Origin of the sequence: Nocardioides sp., assembly GCF_035503875.1 — a bacterium.
Lineage (GTDB): Bacteria > Actinomycetota > Actinomycetes > Propionibacteriales > Nocardioidaceae > Nocardioides.
Genome location: NZ_DATJTA010000063.1, coordinates 25,699 through 43,017 on the forward strand (window position 1 = coordinate 25,699; position 17,319 = coordinate 43,017).

Sequence of the window (17,319 nt, forward strand, 5' to 3'; positions counted from 1 at the left end):
CAGGACCTGACAAGCGCCGGCCTCCGCGTTCGTCGAGTCTTGGCGGGCGGGCCGGGTCAGGGCGCTCCGGGCCCGGTCGATGGGGGAGCGAGGGGCCTGACCGGGTCCCCGATCTCTCGTGGACAGGGGAACGACATGCATGCTCCGACACCGGCCGAGCGCCGGCGTCGTACCTTCGACGACCTGAGCCTGCGGGTGCGGATCTTCGCGATCGTCGCGGTGCTGGTCGTCGGCACGGTCGTCGTCGGGGTCACCGCACTGCGCGGCGGCTCCACCATCGACGCCCGCCAGCAGGACTGGAGCCAGGCCGTGGCGACCCAGCAGCAGGTGGAGCGCGGTCGCTACCAGCTGCTGTGGCTGGCCAACTGGCAGAACATCACCGCCTGGAAGGCCCGCACCGACGGCGGGGCCGCGGCCGCCGCGCCCGACGGCGACAACCTCGCCAACTACACCGACGGCGTCGAGGGCTTCGAGAGCGAGATCCTCGGCCTCGATACCGCGAGCCTGAACGCCGACGGCCGTGCGAGCCTGGCGGCCATCGAGTCGGACTGGCAGGAGTACCTCGGCTACAACGACGAGATCTTCGAGCTCTGGCGCGCCGGGCGGCTCGACCAGGGCGACGCGGTGTCCGGCGGCCCGAAGTGGGACATCTTCTTCAGCCTCTCGACCAACCTCGACGCGCTGCGCGCCGCGGTCGAGGACAAGGTGATTGCGAGCCGGACGGCGATCGAGGACACCCGGTCCGCCACCCAGCGCACGACCATCATCGTCATCGTGCTGACCCTCCTGGTCGGCCTCGCGCTCGCCTGGCTGGTCTCCCAGCGGGTGGCCCGCAGCCTCGACGCCGTACGGCGCGGGCTGCTGGCCGTCTCGCGGGGTGACCTGACGACGCGGGTGCCGGTGCACTCGCGCGACGAGTCGGGACAGATGGCGGAGGCGCTCAACCTCGCCGTCGAGAACATGTCCGGCGTCGTCAGCGGCATCACCACGACGGCCCACAGCCTCAACGGCTCGGCCGCCGAGATGGCCGAGTCCTCGAGCCAGATCGCGGCGGCGGCCGAGGAGACCAGCGCCCAGGCCCAGGCGGTCACCGCGGCCGCCGACCAGGTCTCGCGCAACGTCCAGACGGTCGCGGCCGGGTCGGAGCAGATGGGCGCCTCGATCCGGGAGATCGCCCAGAGCACGTCCGACGCGGCCCGGATCGCCTCGGACGCCGTGGTGATCACCGAGCGGACCAACGGCACGGTCGCCAAGCTCGGCGAGTCCTCCACCGAGATCGGCAACGTGATCAAGGTGATCACCTCGATCGCCGAGCAGACGAACCTGCTCGCGCTCAACGCCACCATCGAGGCCGCTCGCGCGGGCGAGGCGGGCAAGGGGTTCGCGGTCGTGGCCAACGAGGTCAAGGAGCTGGCCCAGGAGACGGCCCGGGCCACGGAGGACATCTCCCAGCGGGTCGCCGCGATCCAGGTCGACACCTCCGAGGCGGTCGACGCGATCGAGCAGATCTCGGGGGTGATCGGTCAGATCAACGACTTCCAGGCCACCATCGCCGCCGCGGTCGAGGAGCAGACGGCGACCACCAACGAGATGAACCGCAACGTCGGCGACGCGGCCACCGCGTCGGGCGAGATCGCGGCGAACATCTCGGGGGTCGCCGAGGCGGCGGGCTCCACCTCCGAGGGCGTGGCCCGTGCGGAGCAGGCCGCGAGCGAGCTGGCCCGGCTCTCGGAGGACCTGGGCGAGCTGGTCGGGCGGTTCACCGTCTGAGCCGGCCAGAGGCGGTAGGCGCGGGCTCAGGCCACCATCACCCGGCCGGCACCCCGGCCGGGGGAGGTACGACGCTCGCGCACGACCGCCCACGCGTCCGCGAGCCGGCGCACGGCCTCCGTGAGCTCGGGGGCGGGGCGGGTCCAGGGGATCCGGACGAACCGGTCCAGCCCGCCGCCGACCGCGAAGACCGGGCCCGGGGCGACGATCACGCCCCGGCGCTCGGCCTCCGCGGTCACGGCGGTCGCGAGCGGGGCCGGCAGCTCGCACCAGATCGCGAGCCCGCCGGCGGGCAGCTGGAACCGCCACTCGGGCAGCAGCTCGCGCACCGCCGCGGCGAGCGCGTCGCGCTGCTCGCGCAGTCGCTCCAGGTGCTCGGGCAGCACCGGCCCGGCGGTGAGCAGCCGGGTCAGCACCAGCTGCTCCAGCACGGGTGCGCCCAGGTCGAGCGCGACCCGGGCGCGGGTCAGCCGCTCCATCACGTCGTACGGCGCCCGGATCCAGCCGAGCCGCAGACCGCCCCAGAAGCTCTTGCTCGCCGACCCGATGGTCACCGTGTCCGCGGAGTACGCCGCGAACGGCCGCGGCATCGTCTGCCCGTCGAGGGCCAGCGCCTGGTGCGCCTCGTCGACCACGGCGACGGTGCGCGTGCGGCGCAGCGCGGCGGCGTACTCCTCGCGCTGCGCGTCGGTCATCACGTGGCCGGTGGGGTTCTGGAAGTCGGGGATCAGGTACGCCAGTCGCGGCGCCGACTGCCGCAGCGTCGCCGTGATCGCGCCGAGGTCCCAGCCTCCGGGATCGACCGTCGCCTCGACGAGGCGGGCGCCGCTCAGCCGGATCGCCTCGGTCGCGTTCGGGTAGACCGGCGACTCCACCAGTGCCCGGTCGCCCGCGCCGGTGAGCGCCCGGGCGACCACCGCGGCACCGGAGAGCGCGCCCGCCGTGACCATGATCTGAGCAGGGTCGGTCGGCAGCCCGCGGTCGTCGTACGTCCGGGCGATCGCGGCCTGCAGCTCGGGCAGGCCGGCGGGGAAGTAGCCGTGCCCGCCGAGGTGGGCCGGCAGCTCGGCGGCGGCCTCGGCGTACGCCGTGAGCAGGCCCGGCGGTGCGGACGCGGCGGCGCAGTTGAGGTCGATGGCGTCCAGGTCGCCCGGGCGGGGGAGCAGTGCGCGGTCGTGGGCGCGCGCCCGGCCGCCGGGGACCCGGGTGAAGGTCCCGGCGCCCTGCCGCGCCTCGGCGTACCCCGCGTCGCGCAGCAGCGCGTAGGCCCGGGTCACCGTGGTGCGCGAGACCCCGAGCGCCTCGGTCAGCTCGCGCTCGCTCGGCAGCCGTACGTCGGCCTGGATCCGGCCGTCGCCGATCAGCAGGACGAGGGCGTCGGCGAGGCCGGCGTACGCCGGGCTGCGGTCGAAGGCGCCGGCGAGGGTGGCCACCCGGCCGGCGGAGATGGACGGGGCCATGCAGGCCACTCTTCCAGAATTGGCTATTCAAGACCAGTCCAATCAGGCCGCAGACTGGGCTCATGTCCAGCACGACCCTGCCCCGGCCCACGCTCGCCGACCTCGGCCCGATCGCCCAGCTCCGCGCCGGCCGCCTCGGCCGCCGGCTCCCGCAGCTGTACGTCGGCCTCGTGGCGTACGGCGTCTCCCTCGGGCTGATGGTGCGCGGCGACCTCGGCCTGGCGCCCTGGGACGTGCTGCACTCCGGCCTGATCCAGCACGTGCCGCTGACGCTCGGCCAGGCCGTCGTGGTGATGAGCTTCGTGGTCCTGCTCGCCTGGATCCCGCTGCGCGAGCGACCCGGCCTCGGCACGATCTCCAACGCGCTGGTCGTGGGGTTCGCCGCCGACGCGACGCTGTGGGCCGTGGACCGCCCCGACCTGATGGTCCTGCGGATCGCCCTGATGCTCGGCGGGATCGTGCTCTGCGGCCTCGCGACGGCCATGTACATCGGCGCCCAGCTCGGCCGCGGCCCGCGCGACGGCCTGATGACGGGCCTGGCCCGGCGCACCGGCGGATCGCTGCGGCTGGTGCGCACGGGCCTGGAGATCGCGGTCGTGGTCGTCGGTCTGCTCCTCGGCGGCACCCTCGGCCTCGGCACGGTGCTCTACGCGCTGGCCATCGGCCCGCTGACCCAGCTGTGGCTTCCTGCCTGGACGGTCCGCCTTTCCGAGTAGTTCGTGTATATGATCTATTCATGGCCTTCAGCACGATCACGAACCTCGACGTCTCCGCCGCGCAGCAGCACAGCCGCGAGCTGATCACCCGCCTGCACGCGAGCGAGTCCACGACGTACGTCACCGGCCCGGCGGGCACCGGCAACGGCGAGCGCGTCCTGGTGCTGGGCGGCACCGGCTACATCGGCCGGGCGCTCGTCCCCGAGCTCGCCCGCCGCGGCTACCGGCCGGTCGTGCTGGCCCGCAAGGCGGAGACCAAGAACGAGCCCGAGTACGCCGACGCCGAGATCGTCGTCGGCGACGCGACCCGGGCCGCCGACGTGCTGAACGCGGTCGCCGCCGCACCGACCGACGTCGTGATCTCGCTGTTGAGCGGCCGCAAGCCCAACGACGCCGAGGAGTGCCGCGAGGTCGACCACGAGGCCGTCGTCAACGGCATCAAGGCCGCCGTCGCCCACGACGTCAAGCAGTTCATCCAGATCAGCGACTTCGGCGCCTACCGCCCCGAGCTGATCCCGCAGGTCTACAAGCTCCAGGTCGAGGGCGAGCTCATGGGCCAGCACCACGGCGCCCTGCCGTGGACGATCGTGCGCCCCACGGCGTACTTCCCCTACCTGTCGGCGACCTTCGGCGACGTGAAGAACGGCCTGGCCTACCGGATCTTCGACCACGGCGAGTACAACGTGGTCAACCCGATCGCCCGCGAGGACCTCGCCGAGTTCATCGTCAACCAGGTGCTCAACCAGGACTCGTTCGGCCGGGTGCTCCCCGTCGGCGGCCCGTGGACGCCCGACAACACCGTCACCCTCAAGGGCGCGGGCCAGATGATGTTCGACGTCACCGGCCGCGACCCGCAGTGGGAGGTCGTGACCATGAAGACGTGGGACAAGAAGATCGCCCGCCTCACCCGGCTCGGCAAGGTCAGCAAGCAGCTCAAGCCGGTCGCGTTCTACCTCGAGGCCGCGAAGTACTGGTCCGTCGTCGACCACGTCGCCCCGGTGTACGGCGAGCGCACGCTGCGCGAGTTCATGGGCAAGCTGAAGGACCGGGAGTTCCCGACCGGCAGCTTCCGCGAGCGGATGAAGAACGGCACGAACGTCATGCCGACAGATATCTGAGCAGTCGCTCGGAAGGGCATGTCAGACTGCGCGCATGCGGCTCGCAGGAGCCATCGACGTCGCCGGGAGATGCCATGACCACACCCACCGGAGAACCTGACCCGAGCGCGGCCGCCGTGGCGCCCCTCGCGCCGCCGGAGCCGGTCCTCACGCTGACCGCGCCCGAGGCCCCGGCCCCGGTCGCGGCGACGGCCGCGCCGAAGATGGCGCCCCAGGTCTCGGCGGAGGTGCTGCCGGAGCTGGACGCCAAGGTCGAGTCGTTCCTGACCGCCCTCGGCACCGCACAGGCGGGCAGCCCGGAGTTCGCGGCCCAGGCCGAGAGCGTGCGCACGATGGGCGACGCCGACATCCGCAAGGCGGCCGAGACCTCGAACCGGATGCTCGAGCAGCCGGTGCGGGCGCTGAAGGAGGGCGGCATCGCCCAGGGCTCCGAGGTCGGCAAGACCCTGCTGGAGCTGCGCCGCACGGTCGAGGACCTCGACCCCAGCGAGGCGACCGGTTCGAAGAAGCTGCTCGGGTTCCTGCCGTTCGGCGACAAGGTGACCGACTACTTCCGCAAGTACCAGTCGGCCCAGTCCCAGCTCAACGGCATCCTGCACAGCCTGCGCAACGGCCAGGACGAGCTGACCAAGGACAACGTCGCGCTCAACCTGGAGAAGACGAACCTGTGGGCGACCATGGGGCGGCTCAACCAGTACGTCTACGTCGCCGAGCGGCTCAATGCGAAGCTCGCGGCGCGGATCGCGGAGCTGGAGCTGTCGGATCCCGAGGCGGCCAAGGCGCTCAGCCAGGACGTGCTGTTCTACGTCCGCCAGAAGCACCAGGACCTGCTCACCCAGCTGGCGGTGTCGATCCAGAGCTACCTGGCGATCGACATCATCATCAAGAACAACATCGAGCTCATCAAGGGCGTCGACCGGGCGTCCACGACCACGATCTCGGCGCTGCGCACCGCGGTCATCGTCGCCCAGGCGCTCGGCAACCAGAAGCTCGTCCTGGACCAGATCACCGCGCTCAACACCACCACGTCGGGGATGATCCAGCGCACCTCCGAGATGCTCCGCGAGAACTCCGCGGCCATCCAGGAGCAGGCCGCGTCCTCGACGATCGGCATGGAGCAGCTGCAGGCCGCGTTCCAGAACATCTACGCGACCATGGACTCCATCGACGAGTTCAAGCTGAAGGCCCTCGACTCGATGGCGCAGACGATCGGCGTCCTCGGGGCCGAGGTCGACAAGTCGAAGGCCTACCTCGACCGGGTCCAGGCCCACGACGCCCGCAACGCCGCGGGCTCGCTCGACCTGTCCACGCTGCCCACCCGCTGAGGCACCGCATGGGCCTCAGGTCGTGGTTCGGGCGCCGGAGGGAGGAGCCGGCCGTCGTCGTACCTGCGCCGCCGACGGAGCAGGACATCCTCGCCTCGCTCAACCGCGTCAACGCGATGCTCGTCGAGGGCGGCGCGCCGCCCCTCGTCATCTCGCGGGTACGCCGGATCGCGCGGACGATCAACGACACGCTGCCCCGGCTGCGCCACCTCGGCGCGGGCTCGGCCGACAGCTACTCGGTCGTCGCGACCGCGACGAACTACCTGCCCGAGGCCGTCGGGGGATATCTCCGGCTGCCGCGGGAGTGGGCCGACACCCGGCCCATCGACGGCTACAAGACGTCGCTGATGGTGCTCGTCGACCAGCTCGAGCTGCTGGCCTCGACGATGGACAAGATCCTCGACGCCGCCAACCGTGCCGACGCCCAGGCGCTGGTCGCGCACGGCATGTTCCTGCAGGCCAAGTTCGGGCCGTCCACCGGCACCGACATGACGCTGGGATCCTCCTGATGACCGATCTGTCCGCGGCGCTCGCCGCTCTCGCCGAGGCCGCTGCCCGCGCCGGGGTCGAGCCCGCCGTCGCCCGCGCCGAGGGGGAGGCGCTGGCCGCCACCGTGTCCGAGGCCGCCAAGGGGGCGTTCGTCGACTGGTCCGCCCAGACCGGGCGCGCTGCGTCGGCCGACGACTTCATGGACGCCGCCTCCCGCGGCCGGCGCTACCGCGTCGCCCCGACGCCGAGCATGGGCCAGCTCCAGCTGACCCGCTCACCGCACGCGCCGGCGTACGCCCAGGCCCTGGCGGACGTGGCCTTCGCCGCGACCTCGCTGGGCGAGCAGAACCCCCGCACCGTGGGCAACGCCGCCACCGCGGCCGCCGCCCAGCTCGGGGAGGGCGCGCCCGGACCGCTGCCGGGTGCCGAGCGGCAGCCCGTCCCCGGGGTCGGCGACGAGGTCACCCGCAGCCTGCTGAGCCAGCTCGGCACCATCCAGCGCAAGCTCGCGGGGGGCCTCGACCTCGCCGGCCTGCAGGCGCCGACCGAGCCGTCCCAGCCGCTCGAGCCCGCGGGTCCGGCGCCGGTCCAGGCCGCACCCGCCGAGCCCGCGCCGGCCGCGGAGGAGCCCGAGCCGGAGCCGGAGGAGGAGCCGAAGAGCGTCGAGGAGCTGCTCGCGGAGCTCGACGCGCTGGTCGGGCTGGCCGACGTGAAGGCCGAGATCCACCGCCAGGCGGCCGTGCTCCGCGTCGAGGGGCTGCGTCAGCAGGCCGGGCTGAAGGCACCGACCATCACCCGGCACATGATCTTCAACGGCAACCCCGGCACGGGCAAGACCACCGTGGCGCGCCTGGTCGCGGGCATCTACCGCGCGCTCGGGCTGCTCTCGAAGGGACAGCTGATCGAGGTCGACCGTTCCGAGCTGGTGGCCGGCTACCTCGGCCAGACCGCGATGAAGACCGCCGAGGTCGTGAAGTCCGCCGAGGGCGGCGTGCTGTTCATCGACGAGGCCTACGCGCTGGCCGGCGACCAGTACGGCCAGGAGGCCGTCGACACGCTGGTCAAGGAGATGGAGGACAAGCGCGACGACCTCGTCGTCATCGTCGCCGGCTACCCCGTCCCGATGCAGGTCTTCGTCGGCCAGAACCCCGGCCTCGAGAGCCGCTTCCGCACCACCATCGACTTCGTCGACTACACCGACGGCGAGCTCGCCGACATCTTCGCTGCGATGGCGCGCTCCGCCGAGTACGACCTCGACGAGGCCGTCCTGGACCGCCTGCGGGAGATCCTCGCGGGCGTCGGGCGCGGCCCGACCTTCGGCAACGCGCGCTACGTCCGCAACGTGCTCGAGGCGGCGATCGGCCGGCACGCCTGGCGGCTGCGCGAGGTCGAGCAGCCGACGCTGGAGCAGCTGCGCACGCTGCACCCCGACGACCTGGAGACCGAGCCGCTCGAGGCACCGGTCCAGCCCACCGACCCCGGCGTGGTTGACCCGTTCCTCGACGGGGAAGACACCGGTCCGGCCGAGCAGGAGGAGACGGCGTGACGCAGACGGCCGGAGCACCGGCACCCAGCCAGACCCCGGCGATGCGGCCCACCGCGACCGTGGCAGCACCCGCTCCGCCTGTCGCGGCGACGGCGGGCGGGCGTGACCTGTCGGAGAACGTGCCGAGCCTGCTCAACCGGCTCCAGGTGCTCGCCGTCGTCGCGTGCGTGCTCTTCGGCGCCGTCGCTGCCGTGCTGCAGGTGCTGTCCTGGCAGGCCAACGGCCGCGCCGCCGCCAACACCGAGCAGGTCGTGCGCGTCCAGCAGATCCAGTCCCTGCTGCTGCGGGCCGACGCCATCGCCACGAACTCCTACCTGGTCGGCGGGCTGGAGCCCGCCGACGCCCGGGCCGAGTACGACAGCTCGATCGACACCGCGCTGCGCCTGATCACCGACGCCGCCGAGGCCCAGCCGGCCGACCGCGAGGTGCTGGCCGACCTGAACGCCGCGGTCGCGTCGTACACCACCTCGGTGGCGCAGGCGCGGGACTACAACCGCCAACAGCTCGTGATCGGCATCGCCTACCTCAACCAGGCGGGCAAGGCCCTGCGCGACGAGGCCCTGCCGATCACCCAGGCGCTCGCCGACGCGAACGCCGAGCGGGCCACCGGCGAGATGGACGGGCAGAGCCCGGTCTGGCTGCTGCTCTGCGGGATCGCGGCGCTGGTCGTCCTCGTCGTGGTCAACCGGCAGATCGCACGGCGCTTCCACCGCCGCTTCAACGTCGGGCTGGTCGTCGCCGCGCTCGTGGTCGCCGGGCTCACGCTGGCGACGGCCGCGCACGCCCAGGCCGAGCACAACGGCAACGAGGGCCTGCAGGACGGTCACTACGAGGCGGCCGTCGACGCGGCCACCGCCCGCACGGCCGCCAACAACGCCAAGGCCGTCGAGAGCCTGGGCCTGGTCAACCGGGGGGCGGGCGCGACCTACGAGAAGGAGTGGGTCCGGCAGGCGGACATCGTGGAGGAGTCGGCCGACGGCCTGACGCTCGACCAGTGGCAGGCCTACGCGGACCAGCACGAGGCGATCCGCGACGCCGACGAGGCCGGCGACTGGGACGGCGCGGTCGCCCTGGCGACCTCGACCGACGACGGCTCGGCCACCGACCTGCTCGACGCGGTCGACGCGAGCGCGGCCGCGGAGGCGGAGGTCAACGGCACCGAGGCGGCCGACGGATTCCGGGACGGTGGGGCCTTCTCGATCATCCTGGTGGTGCTGACCGCGCTCGGTGCCCTGGTGGCGGCCTTCGCCGCCAGTCGCGGCATCGGCACCCGACGGAGGGAGTACGCATGAGGCGGCGGACGACGCAGGCCCTGGGCCTGGTGCTGGCCGGGCTGGTGCTGGCCGGGTGCGGGGGGTACGACGCCACGGTCGTGCCCGAGCCCGACGACGAGACGTCGGGCGCGGCCGCGCCGAACCCCTCGGACGACAACGTGCCCTGCGAGAACGACGGCAGCCAGGTCCGGTCGTTCGACCCGGCCGACGGCACCGTCGACGGCGACGCCGTGGCGCGCATCCGCCAGAACGGCCGGCTCGTGGCCGGCATCGCCGCCGACACCAACCTGCTCGGCGCCCGCAACGCCGGCACCGGCGTGATCGAGGGCTTCGACATCGACATGGTCAACGCGATCGCCCAGGCGATCTGGCCCGACGAGAGCCTGAAGCAGGTCATCCGCGACCGGGTCGAGCTGCGCGTGATCACGGCGGCCGACCGGATTCCGTTCTTGGTCGACGGCGATATCGACATCGTGGCGCGGAACATGACGGTCAACTGCGACCGCTGGCAGGACGTCGCCTTCTCCCAGGTCTACTACGACGCCGGGCAGAAGGTGCTGGTGGGCAAGGACGCCGGGATCGAGACGATCGCCGACCTCGCCGACAAGCGGATCTGCGCGCCGGCGGGCACCACCAGCATCGCGAACATCCAGAAGATCCAGCCGGCCGCGAAGCCGGTGGAGTCCACCGACAACTCGGCCTGCATGATCCTCTTCCAGAACGGCGAGGCCGACGGGGTCAGCACCGACGACACCGTGCTCGCCGGCCTGGCGGCGCAGGACCCGTATGCGATTGTGCTCGACACTCCCTTCCTCACCCAGGAGCCCTACGGCATCGCCACCAACAGCGACGACGTGGACCTGGTCCGGCTGATCAACCGGACGCTGGAGGACATGCGGCGCGACGGTCGCTGGCAGGCGTCGTACGACACCTGGCTCGCCAAGCCGCTCGCACCGGCGAAGGGCGTGCAGCCGGAGCCGGTCTACGGCCGGTGACCGCATGACCCCCGCCCCCGCCCCGCCCGGCCCGCTCGGCTCCGCCCCGGAGCCGGCGGCGCTGCAGGCGTACCTGAACGACCTCGACGCCTGGGTGCGCGGGCGCAAGGTCGAGCTCGACGAGCTCGATGCGGCGGCGCTGGCCGCGCAGCGCGGGGCCGAGGTCGCCGGCGACATGGCGCTCGCGCTGGCGATGTGGAAGGCCGTCTCGGACCGGTGGCAGCTGATGTGGGCGACCTGGGACGGCGGCCGGGTCGGCCAGCCCGAACGGGAGCGGATCACCGCGTTGGTCTGGGGCCGGCTCGACTCCACCGTGGGGGACGCCGGGGGCGGCACCTCGCTTCCCGAGGCCTGCCGGCTCTCCGACGCCCTGGTCAGCCAGCTCCGGGCCGCACTCGCCCTCGCGCCCGGGGCCGACGCCGCGGCGGCACGGGTCAAGGAGCTCCGTGCCCAGCTGGAGCGGCTGCGCGACCAGGTCGCGCTGGAGCCGGCGCTCGGCCGCGACGCGGCCGTCGACCGGCTGGCGTCGCTGATGGCCCGGCTCTCCGACGTCACCGCCCGCGCCCAGCGCGGCGCCGACGTCGGCGGCCTGCTCGGTCCGCTGGAGCAGGAGGCCGCGACCTTCGAGCGCGACCTGATCGTCGGCAACGCCAGGCGCCGCGAGGCCCGCGGCCTGCTGGATGACGCCCGCGAGCTGCAGACCGACCTCGAGGCCCGCGAGGCCGCCCTGCGCACCCTCGCCGAGCGCTGCGTGCGCAAGGTCGACCCGGCGCCGCGCTACGCCGTACCCGACGTGTCCAACCTCGGTGCCGTGCCCAACACCGTGGAGGCGATCGAGGCCCACGTCGCCAAGCTGCACCGCGTGGAGCAGGCGTTCGCCCTCGTCGAGGAGAAGTACGCCGGCGCGCTCGCCGACCTCACCCAGCTGGTCGACCTGCTCGACGCCCTGCGCGCCAAGGCGAGCGCCCACGGGCTCGCCGACCAGCCCGACCTGGCCGCCAGCGAGCGGCAGGCGCGCGACGTCCTCGCCCGCGAGCCGGTGCCCGTGCCGGTCGCCCGCTCGCTCGTCGGCACCTACTCCACCTGGCTCGACCAGCTCCTGAAGGAGACGGCATGAAGTGCGCTCAGCCCGGCTGCACCGGGAGCATCCTCGACGGCTACTGCGACGTCTGCGGCATGGCCGCCGAGCCCGGGGGAGCGGCCGCCGCGAGCGCCGGCCCCGCCCCCGCCGCGTCGGTCGCCGCGACCGCCGACGGCTCGCCCTGCACGCAGCCCGGGTGCACCGGCAAGATCCTCGACGGCTACTGCGACGTCTGCGGCTCGCCGGCGGCCTCGGTCGGCGCCGCGCCCGCCGTCGCCGGTGAGGTCGCGCCGATGAGCGGCGAGGTCTCGGTCGCCACCGCCGCCGCGAGCGTCCGCTCCGCCGCGATCGGCTCCCGGCTCGCGCAGTCGTCGGGCACGTCGAGCACCCGCCGTACGCGCACGGGCTCCCAGCGGATGCGAGCGGCGCGGCTGGGCGCGGGCCTCACCGTCGTACCTCCCGCTCCGGCGGTCGACGCCAGCAAGGCGATCCAGCCGAACCCGCAGGTGCCCGAGGACAAGCGCACCTGTTCCAAGTGCGGCAACGCGATCGGCCGCACCGTCGACGGCCGTCCGGGGCGCACCGAGGGCTTCTGCCCGCAGTGCGGTCAGCCGTTCTCGTTCACCCCGAAGCTGCACCCGGGCGACCTGGTCGCCGGGCAGTACGAGGTCGTCGGCGCCATCGCCCACGGCGGCCTCGGCTGGATCTACCTCGCCCGCGACAAGAACGTCTCCGACCGCTGGGTGGTCCTCAAGGGCCTGCTCAACTCCGGCGACCCCGACGCGCTCGCCGCGGCCATCGCCGAGCAGCAGTTCCTCGCGAAGGTCGAGCACCCGCTGATCGTCGAGATCTACAACTTCGTCACCCACGAGGGTGCCGGCTACATCGTCATGGAGTACGTCGGCGGCAAGTCGCTCAAGCAGATCCTCAAGGCGCGGATGGCCGACAACAACGGCGTGTACGACGCCCTCCCGGTCGACCAGGCGCTGGCGTACCTGCTGGAGGTGCTGCCCGCCTTCCAGTACCTCCACGACCTCGGACTCGTCTACTGCGACTTCAAGCCCGACAACCTGATCCAGGTCGGGGACGCGGTGAAGCTGATCGACCTCGGCGGCGTACGACGCATCGACGACGAGGACTCCGCCATCTACGGCACCGTCGGCTACCAGGCGCCGGAGGTGGCCGAGGTGGGTCCGAGCGTCGCCTCGGACGTCTACACGCTCGGCCGGACGCTGGTCGTGCTGTGCATGGAGTTCCGCGGCTACCAGGGCACCTACCTGCACACCCTGCCGCCGCCGGAGACGACCCCGCTGTTCCAGCGGTACGACTCGCTCTACTGGCTGATCGCGAAGTGCTGCGCGCCCGACCCGGCCGACCGGTTCGCGTCGGCCGACGAGCTGCGCGCCCAGCTGATCGGCGTGCTGCGCGAGGTCGTCGCCGCGCGCACCAGCGGCACCGCGCTGACCTCGTCGGCGTCCGTGCTGTTCGAGTCGCCGGCGACGTCGACCTCCGTGCTCGGCTGGTCCGCGCTGCCGGACCTGCGCCCGGACACCACCGACGCCCAGCACGCCTTCGTCGCGACCGTCGGTGCGACCGACCCCGAGGAGCGGCTGGCCAACCTGTCGCAGGCGCCGGAGGACACGGCCGAGGTGCTGCTCGCGCGGGCTCACGCGGCCCTCGACCTGCAGGACGCGGCCCGCGCGCACGCGCACGCCGCCGAGCTGCTCGCGGTCGATCCGTGGGACTGGCGGGCGCTGTGGTTCGACGGGCTGGCCTACCTCCAGCAGGAGGACTGGCAGGCCGCCCAGGCCGCGTTCAGCGCGGTCTACCAGCAGGTGCCGGGGGAGCTCGCGCCCAAGCTGGCGCTGGCCGTCGCGTGCGAGCGCGGCGGCCTCCCGGAGGTGGCCGAGGGCCTGTACGCCACCTGCGCCGCCACGGACGCGACGTACGTCGCCCCCGCCGCCTTCGGCATGGCCCGCGTCCGGGCCGAGCGCGGCGACACCGCGGGGGCGGTGGCCGCGCTCGACATGGTGCCGAAGACCAGCCGCGGCTACCCCGAGAGCCGCCAGCTTCGGGCCGAGGTGCTGCTCGCGGGCGGTGGCTCGGATCTCGCCGTCCTCGACCAGGCGATGCGGTCCATCGAGTCGGTGTCGATGGACCCCAGCGCCAAGCAGCGCTACACCGTGCGGATCCTGACCGAGGCGCTCGCGGCCGTGACCTCGGGCGTCGGCTCCGCTCCGGCCGGGCAGCAGGTCGGGGGACACGACGCGAGCGAGGCCGGGCTGCGCTCGGGCCTGGAGACCGCCTACCGGGCACTGGCCCGCGAGGCGCCGCTGCTCCAGGACCGGATCTCGCTGGTCAACCAGGCGAACGCCGTGAGGAGCTGGACGCTGACGTGAGCACCACCACCTGCCCCGCCTGCGGGGCCGCCGTCCCGCAGGAGGCCCGGTTCTGCGAGGAGTGCGGGGCCGCCCTCGGCGGTGCGGCGCCCGCGGCACCGACCACGGCGGAGATCGACGAGCTCGCGCCGATCAGCGCGCCGACGTACCGCACCCCGGCGGCGCCGCCGCCCACCCCCGTGCGAGCCTGCCTGTCCTGCGGGGGCACGGTCGGTGAGGACGGCTACTGCGAGGTCTGCGGCACCAAGGCGCCCAGCGAGCGCGACCACTTCCGCGAGGATCCCGCCCCGTGGGTGGCGGGCGTCTGCGACCGCGGGATCCGGCATCGCCGCAACGAGGACGCGATGGCGCTGCTGGCCTCGGCCACGCCGGGGGAGCGCGCCGTGCTGGTGGTGCTCGACGGCGTCTCGAACTCCATCGACTCCGACGTCGCGTCGCTCGCCGGAGCCCGGGCCGCGCGCGAGGTGCTGCGGACGCCGCTGCCGCGGGGGATGGGTACGCCGGAGAGCCGGGTCGCCGCCGTCACGAAGGTGCTGACCGACGCGGCCGTCGCCGCGAACGAGGCGGTGGTCGAGACGACCGACCCCGCGTCGGCCAACCCCGCGTCGGCGACGTACGCCGTGGCGGTGCTCGAGGGCGGCGTGCTCGCCCACGCCAACATCGGCGACTCGCGGGTCTACTGGCTGCCCGACGGTGGGCCGGGCAGCCAGCTCAGCGTCGACGACTCCGCGGCCCAGATGCACATCGAGGCCGGGATGTCGCGTGCCGAGGCCGAGAGCGGGCCGCAGGCCCACGCGATCACCCGCTGGCTCGGCCGGGACGCGCCCGAGATCGCGCCGCGGCTCGGGACCCTGGAGCTCGACACACCCGGCTGGGTGCTGGTCTGCTCCGACGGGCTGTGGAACTACGCTTCCGAGCCCGACTCGCTCGCCGCGCAGGTCGCGGCCGCCGGCACCGCCGTACCCGCGGAGCTGGCCCTGGCCCTGGTGGCGTTCGCCAACGCGCAGGGTGGGCAGGACAACATCACCGTCGCGCTGGCACGCTTCGATCCCACGCGCACCACCGAGCAGGAGGAGTCCCATGGCTGAGTTCACCGCCGCCGTCTACCAGAACGAGTTCCTGCCGGACGGCGGGACCGACGTGAACGCCATCGTCACGGTCACCTGCTCGGGCGCCGGCACCGCGGGGCGGACCGGGGCCGGGGCCGCGGGCGAGATCATCATCGTGGACACCTCCGGCTCGATGGGGCCGCAGACGATGGCCGCAGCGAAGCAGGCGGCGCAGGCCGCTCTCGCCGAGATCGTCGACGGCACCTACTTCGCCGTCATCGCCGGCTCCGACCGCGCGATGCTGGCCTTCCCGCAGGTCTCCTCCGGTCCGGGCATGGTGCCGATGGACGCCGGCAGCCGGGCGGCCGCCAGCGCGGCCATCGCCAACTTCCGCGGCTCGGGCGGCACCGCCATCAGCACCTGGCTCGACCTGGCGGGGACCCTCTTCGCCTCGGTCCCCGCGGTCACCCAGCGGCACGCGCTGCTGCTGACCGACGGGGAGAACCGCGAGCAGCCCGGCTCCCTGGACGCGGCGATCAAGCGGGCCACCGGCTACTTCCAGTGCGACTGCCGCGGAGCGGGCACCGACTGGCAGGTCGACGAGATCCGCCGGATCGCCCAGGCGCTGCTCGGCACCGTCGACATCATCCCGAAGCCCGACCAGATGCAGGCGCAGTTCGAGGCGATCATGCGCGCCGCCATGTCGCGCGGCGTCGCCGACGCGCAGCTGCGGATCTGGGCGCCGCAGGGTGCGCAGGTCCTCTTCGTGCGTCAGGTCTCCCCTTCGGTCGAGGACCTCACCGCCCGCCGGACCGAGATCAACCCGCTCACCGGCGCGTACCCCACCGGCGCCTGGTCCGACGAGTCGCGTGACTACCACGTCGCGGTCCGGGTCGCCGCCAAGGCGATCGGGCAGGAGCAGCTCGCCGCCCGGGTCCAGCTCGCGGTCGGTGACGAGGTCGTGGCCCAGGGGCTGGTCAAGGCGACCTGGTCCGGCGACTCCGGCCTGACCGCCCGCATCGACCAGCAGGTCGCCCACTACACGGGCCAGACCGAGCTGGCGTCGATGATCCAGGAGGGCCTGGCGGCCAAGGCCGGCGGCGACGAGGCGACGGCCACCACCAAGCTGGGCCGGGCGGTCCAGCTCGCCGCCGAGACCGGCAACGAGGAGGCCACCTCCAAGCTGCGCAAGGTCGTCGACATCGACGACGAGAAGGAGGGCACCGTTCGGCTCAAGCGCGCGGTCGACAAGGCCGACGAGATGGCGCTCGACACCGCCTCCACCAAGACCACGCGGATCAAGAAGTGAGCTCGACGATGCGCTGTCCCGCCGGCCACGAGTCGGGCGCCACCGACTACTGCGACGTCTGCGGGCTCGCCATGGGCGCCGCACCGGCCGACGCCCCGGCGGCCGCGGACGCCGCCGCGGACGCGCCCGCCGACGGGGCCTGCCCCAGCTGCGGTGCGGCCAACCCCGCCAACGCGCTGTTCTGCGAGGCCTGCGGCTACGACTTCACCACCGGCTCGATGCCGCGCCCGCTCACGCCGCCGCCGGCCGAGGAGGCCGCGGCGACGATCGCCGCCCCCGTCGTACCCTCCGAGGCGGCGAGCCCCGCCCCGCCGCTCGCGGACGCGTGGGTGGCCGAGGTCTGGATCGACCCGGACTGGTACGCCGACCAGAAGTCGACCGACCCGCTGCCCTCGCCGGGCCTGCCGCTCGTCGTCCCGCTGCGGACCACCTCGGTCCTGATCGGCCGGGTCTCGCGCAGCCGCAACATCAGCCCCGACATCGACCTGTCCTCCGACAACGGCATCAGCCGCCGGCACGCCCAGCTGACCACCGACGGCTCGCGCTGGTTCGTCGAGGACCTCGGTTCCTCGAACGGCACGTACGTCGGCGACGCCGTCGGCGGCCTCCCGACCGCCCCGGTGCCCCCGGGCCAGAAGCAGGAGATCATGCCCGACGACCGGGTCTACCTCGGCGCCTGGACCCGCATCGTCGTCCGCCGCGCCACCCCCGGCGAGCTCTGACCCACCCACCCGCCGAGTCGGCAGAACTTGCGCGTCGAGTCGGCAGAACTTGCTGACACAGCGTCG

The 17,319-nt window shown here is 73.3% G+C and carries 14 protein-coding genes; 13 read left to right on the forward strand and 1 reads right to left on the reverse strand.

Annotated features, from left to right (window positions below; all coding sequences use genetic code 11):
* Nucleotides 1-135: 135 nt before the first annotated feature.
* Entirely contained in the window at nucleotides 136-1,770 is a 1,635-nt protein-coding gene (locus VMF51_RS15170) for a methyl-accepting chemotaxis protein (protein WP_325475290.1), read from the forward strand.
* A gap of 26 nt (nucleotides 1,771-1,796) precedes the next feature.
* Here the strand turns inward: VMF51_RS15170 and VMF51_RS15175 are convergent, their stop codons facing one another.
* Nucleotides 1,797-3,230 carry a PLP-dependent aminotransferase family protein gene (locus VMF51_RS15175; protein WP_325475291.1) on the reverse strand — a complete coding sequence of 478 codons (1,434 nt, stop codon included), beginning with the start codon at nucleotides 3,228-3,230 and terminating at the stop codon, nucleotides 1,797-1,799.
* Nucleotides 3,231-3,292: 62 nt separating this feature from the next.
* Here VMF51_RS15175 and VMF51_RS15180 point away from each other — a divergent pair, with 62 nt between their 5' ends.
* The 12 genes from VMF51_RS15180 (at nucleotide 3,293) to VMF51_RS15235 (ending at nucleotide 17,253) form a co-directional block, all read left to right on the forward strand.
* Nucleotides 3,293-3,946 (forward strand): hypothetical protein, encoded by a 654-nt coding sequence (locus tag VMF51_RS15180; protein ID WP_325475292.1) that lies wholly within the window; start codon nucleotides 3,293-3,295, stop codon nucleotides 3,944-3,946.
* Nucleotides 3,947-3,966: 20 nt separating this feature from the next.
* Nucleotides 3,967-5,064 carry an NAD(P)H-binding protein gene (locus tag VMF51_RS15185; RefSeq protein WP_325475293.1) on the forward strand — a complete coding sequence of 366 codons (1,098 nt, stop codon included), beginning with the start codon at nucleotides 3,967-3,969 and terminating at the stop codon, nucleotides 5,062-5,064.
* A 74-nt stretch (nucleotides 5,065-5,138) separates the two neighbouring features.
* Complete coding sequence (locus VMF51_RS15190; protein WP_325475294.1) at nucleotides 5,139-6,389, forward strand: toxic anion resistance protein; 1,251 nt, start codon at nucleotides 5,139-5,141, stop codon at nucleotides 6,387-6,389.
* Nucleotides 6,390-6,397: 8 nt separating this feature from the next.
* Entirely contained in the window at nucleotides 6,398-6,898 is a 501-nt protein-coding gene (locus VMF51_RS15195; RefSeq protein WP_325475295.1) for a hypothetical protein, read from the forward strand.
* Complete coding sequence (locus VMF51_RS15200; RefSeq protein WP_325475296.1) at nucleotides 6,898-8,424, forward strand: AAA family ATPase; 1,527 nt, start codon at nucleotides 6,898-6,900, stop codon at nucleotides 8,422-8,424. The genes VMF51_RS15195 and VMF51_RS15200 overlap by 1 nt, the downstream gene beginning before the upstream one ends.
* Complete coding sequence (locus VMF51_RS15205; protein ID WP_325475297.1) at nucleotides 8,421-9,716, forward strand: hypothetical protein; 1,296 nt, start codon at nucleotides 8,421-8,423, stop codon at nucleotides 9,714-9,716. The genes VMF51_RS15200 and VMF51_RS15205 overlap by 4 nt, the downstream gene beginning before the upstream one ends.
* A complete protein-coding gene (locus tag VMF51_RS15210; protein WP_325475298.1) occupies nucleotides 9,713-10,693 on the forward strand; it encodes a glutamate ABC transporter substrate-binding protein in 981 nt (326 codons plus the stop codon). Before VMF51_RS15205 ends, VMF51_RS15210 begins: the two co-directional genes overlap by 4 nt.
* A gap of 4 nt (nucleotides 10,694-10,697) precedes the next feature.
* Nucleotides 10,698-11,810: a hypothetical protein gene (locus VMF51_RS15215; RefSeq protein WP_325475299.1), complete on the forward strand. Its 1,113-nt coding sequence runs from the start codon at nucleotides 10,698-10,700 to the stop codon at nucleotides 11,808-11,810.
* The gene (locus tag VMF51_RS15220) at nucleotides 11,807-14,173 is read left to right on the forward strand and encodes a serine/threonine-protein kinase (protein WP_325475300.1); all 2,367 of its coding nucleotides are present in this window, start codon (nucleotides 11,807-11,809) and stop codon (nucleotides 14,171-14,173) included. The genes VMF51_RS15215 and VMF51_RS15220 overlap by 4 nt, the downstream gene beginning before the upstream one ends.
* On the forward strand, nucleotides 14,170-15,261 hold the full coding sequence (locus VMF51_RS15225; RefSeq protein WP_325475301.1) for a protein phosphatase 2C domain-containing protein: 1,092 nt from the start codon (nucleotides 14,170-14,172) through the stop codon (nucleotides 15,259-15,261). Before VMF51_RS15220 ends, VMF51_RS15225 begins: the two co-directional genes overlap by 4 nt.
* Nucleotides 15,254-16,531 (forward strand): VWA domain-containing protein, encoded by a 1,278-nt coding sequence (locus tag VMF51_RS15230; RefSeq protein WP_325475302.1) that lies wholly within the window; start codon nucleotides 15,254-15,256, stop codon nucleotides 16,529-16,531. Before VMF51_RS15225 ends, VMF51_RS15230 begins: the two co-directional genes overlap by 8 nt.
* 8 nt (nucleotides 16,532-16,539) lie before the next feature.
* A complete protein-coding gene (locus VMF51_RS15235) occupies nucleotides 16,540-17,253 on the forward strand; it encodes an FHA domain-containing protein (protein ID WP_325475303.1) in 714 nt (237 codons plus the stop codon).
* The last annotated feature ends 66 nt before the right edge of the window (nucleotides 17,254-17,319 follow it).

What these genes read in the sequence shown, in the direction of transcription:
- VMF51_RS15170 (WP_325475290.1), top strand. Translation starts at nt 136, where the DNA reads ATGCATGCTCCGACACCGGCCGAGCGCCGGCGTCGTACCTTCGACGAC.
- VMF51_RS15175 (WP_325475291.1), bottom strand. Translation starts at nt 3,230, where the DNA reads ATGGCCCCGTCCATCTCCGCCGGCCGGGTGGCCACCCTCGCCGGCGCC.
- VMF51_RS15180 (WP_325475292.1), top strand. Translation starts at nt 3,293, where the DNA reads ATGTCCAGCACGACCCTGCCCCGGCCCACGCTCGCCGACCTCGGCCCG.
- VMF51_RS15185 (WP_325475293.1), top strand. Translation starts at nt 3,967, where the DNA reads ATGGCCTTCAGCACGATCACGAACCTCGACGTCTCCGCCGCGCAGCAG.
- VMF51_RS15190 (WP_325475294.1), top strand. Translation starts at nt 5,139, where the DNA reads ATGACCACACCCACCGGAGAACCTGACCCGAGCGCGGCCGCCGTGGCG.
- VMF51_RS15195 (WP_325475295.1), top strand. Translation starts at nt 6,398, where the DNA reads ATGGGCCTCAGGTCGTGGTTCGGGCGCCGGAGGGAGGAGCCGGCCGTC.
- VMF51_RS15200 (WP_325475296.1), top strand. Translation starts at nt 6,898, where the DNA reads ATGACCGATCTGTCCGCGGCGCTCGCCGCTCTCGCCGAGGCCGCTGCC.
- VMF51_RS15210 (WP_325475298.1), top strand. Translation starts at nt 9,713, where the DNA reads ATGAGGCGGCGGACGACGCAGGCCCTGGGCCTGGTGCTGGCCGGGCTG.
- VMF51_RS15215 (WP_325475299.1), top strand. Translation starts at nt 10,698, where the DNA reads ATGACCCCCGCCCCCGCCCCGCCCGGCCCGCTCGGCTCCGCCCCGGAG.
- VMF51_RS15220 (WP_325475300.1), top strand. Translation starts at nt 11,807, where the DNA reads ATGAAGTGCGCTCAGCCCGGCTGCACCGGGAGCATCCTCGACGGCTAC.
- VMF51_RS15230 (WP_325475302.1), top strand. Translation starts at nt 15,254, where the DNA reads ATGGCTGAGTTCACCGCCGCCGTCTACCAGAACGAGTTCCTGCCGGAC.
- VMF51_RS15235 (WP_325475303.1), top strand. Translation starts at nt 16,540, where the DNA reads ATGCGCTGTCCCGCCGGCCACGAGTCGGGCGCCACCGACTACTGCGAC.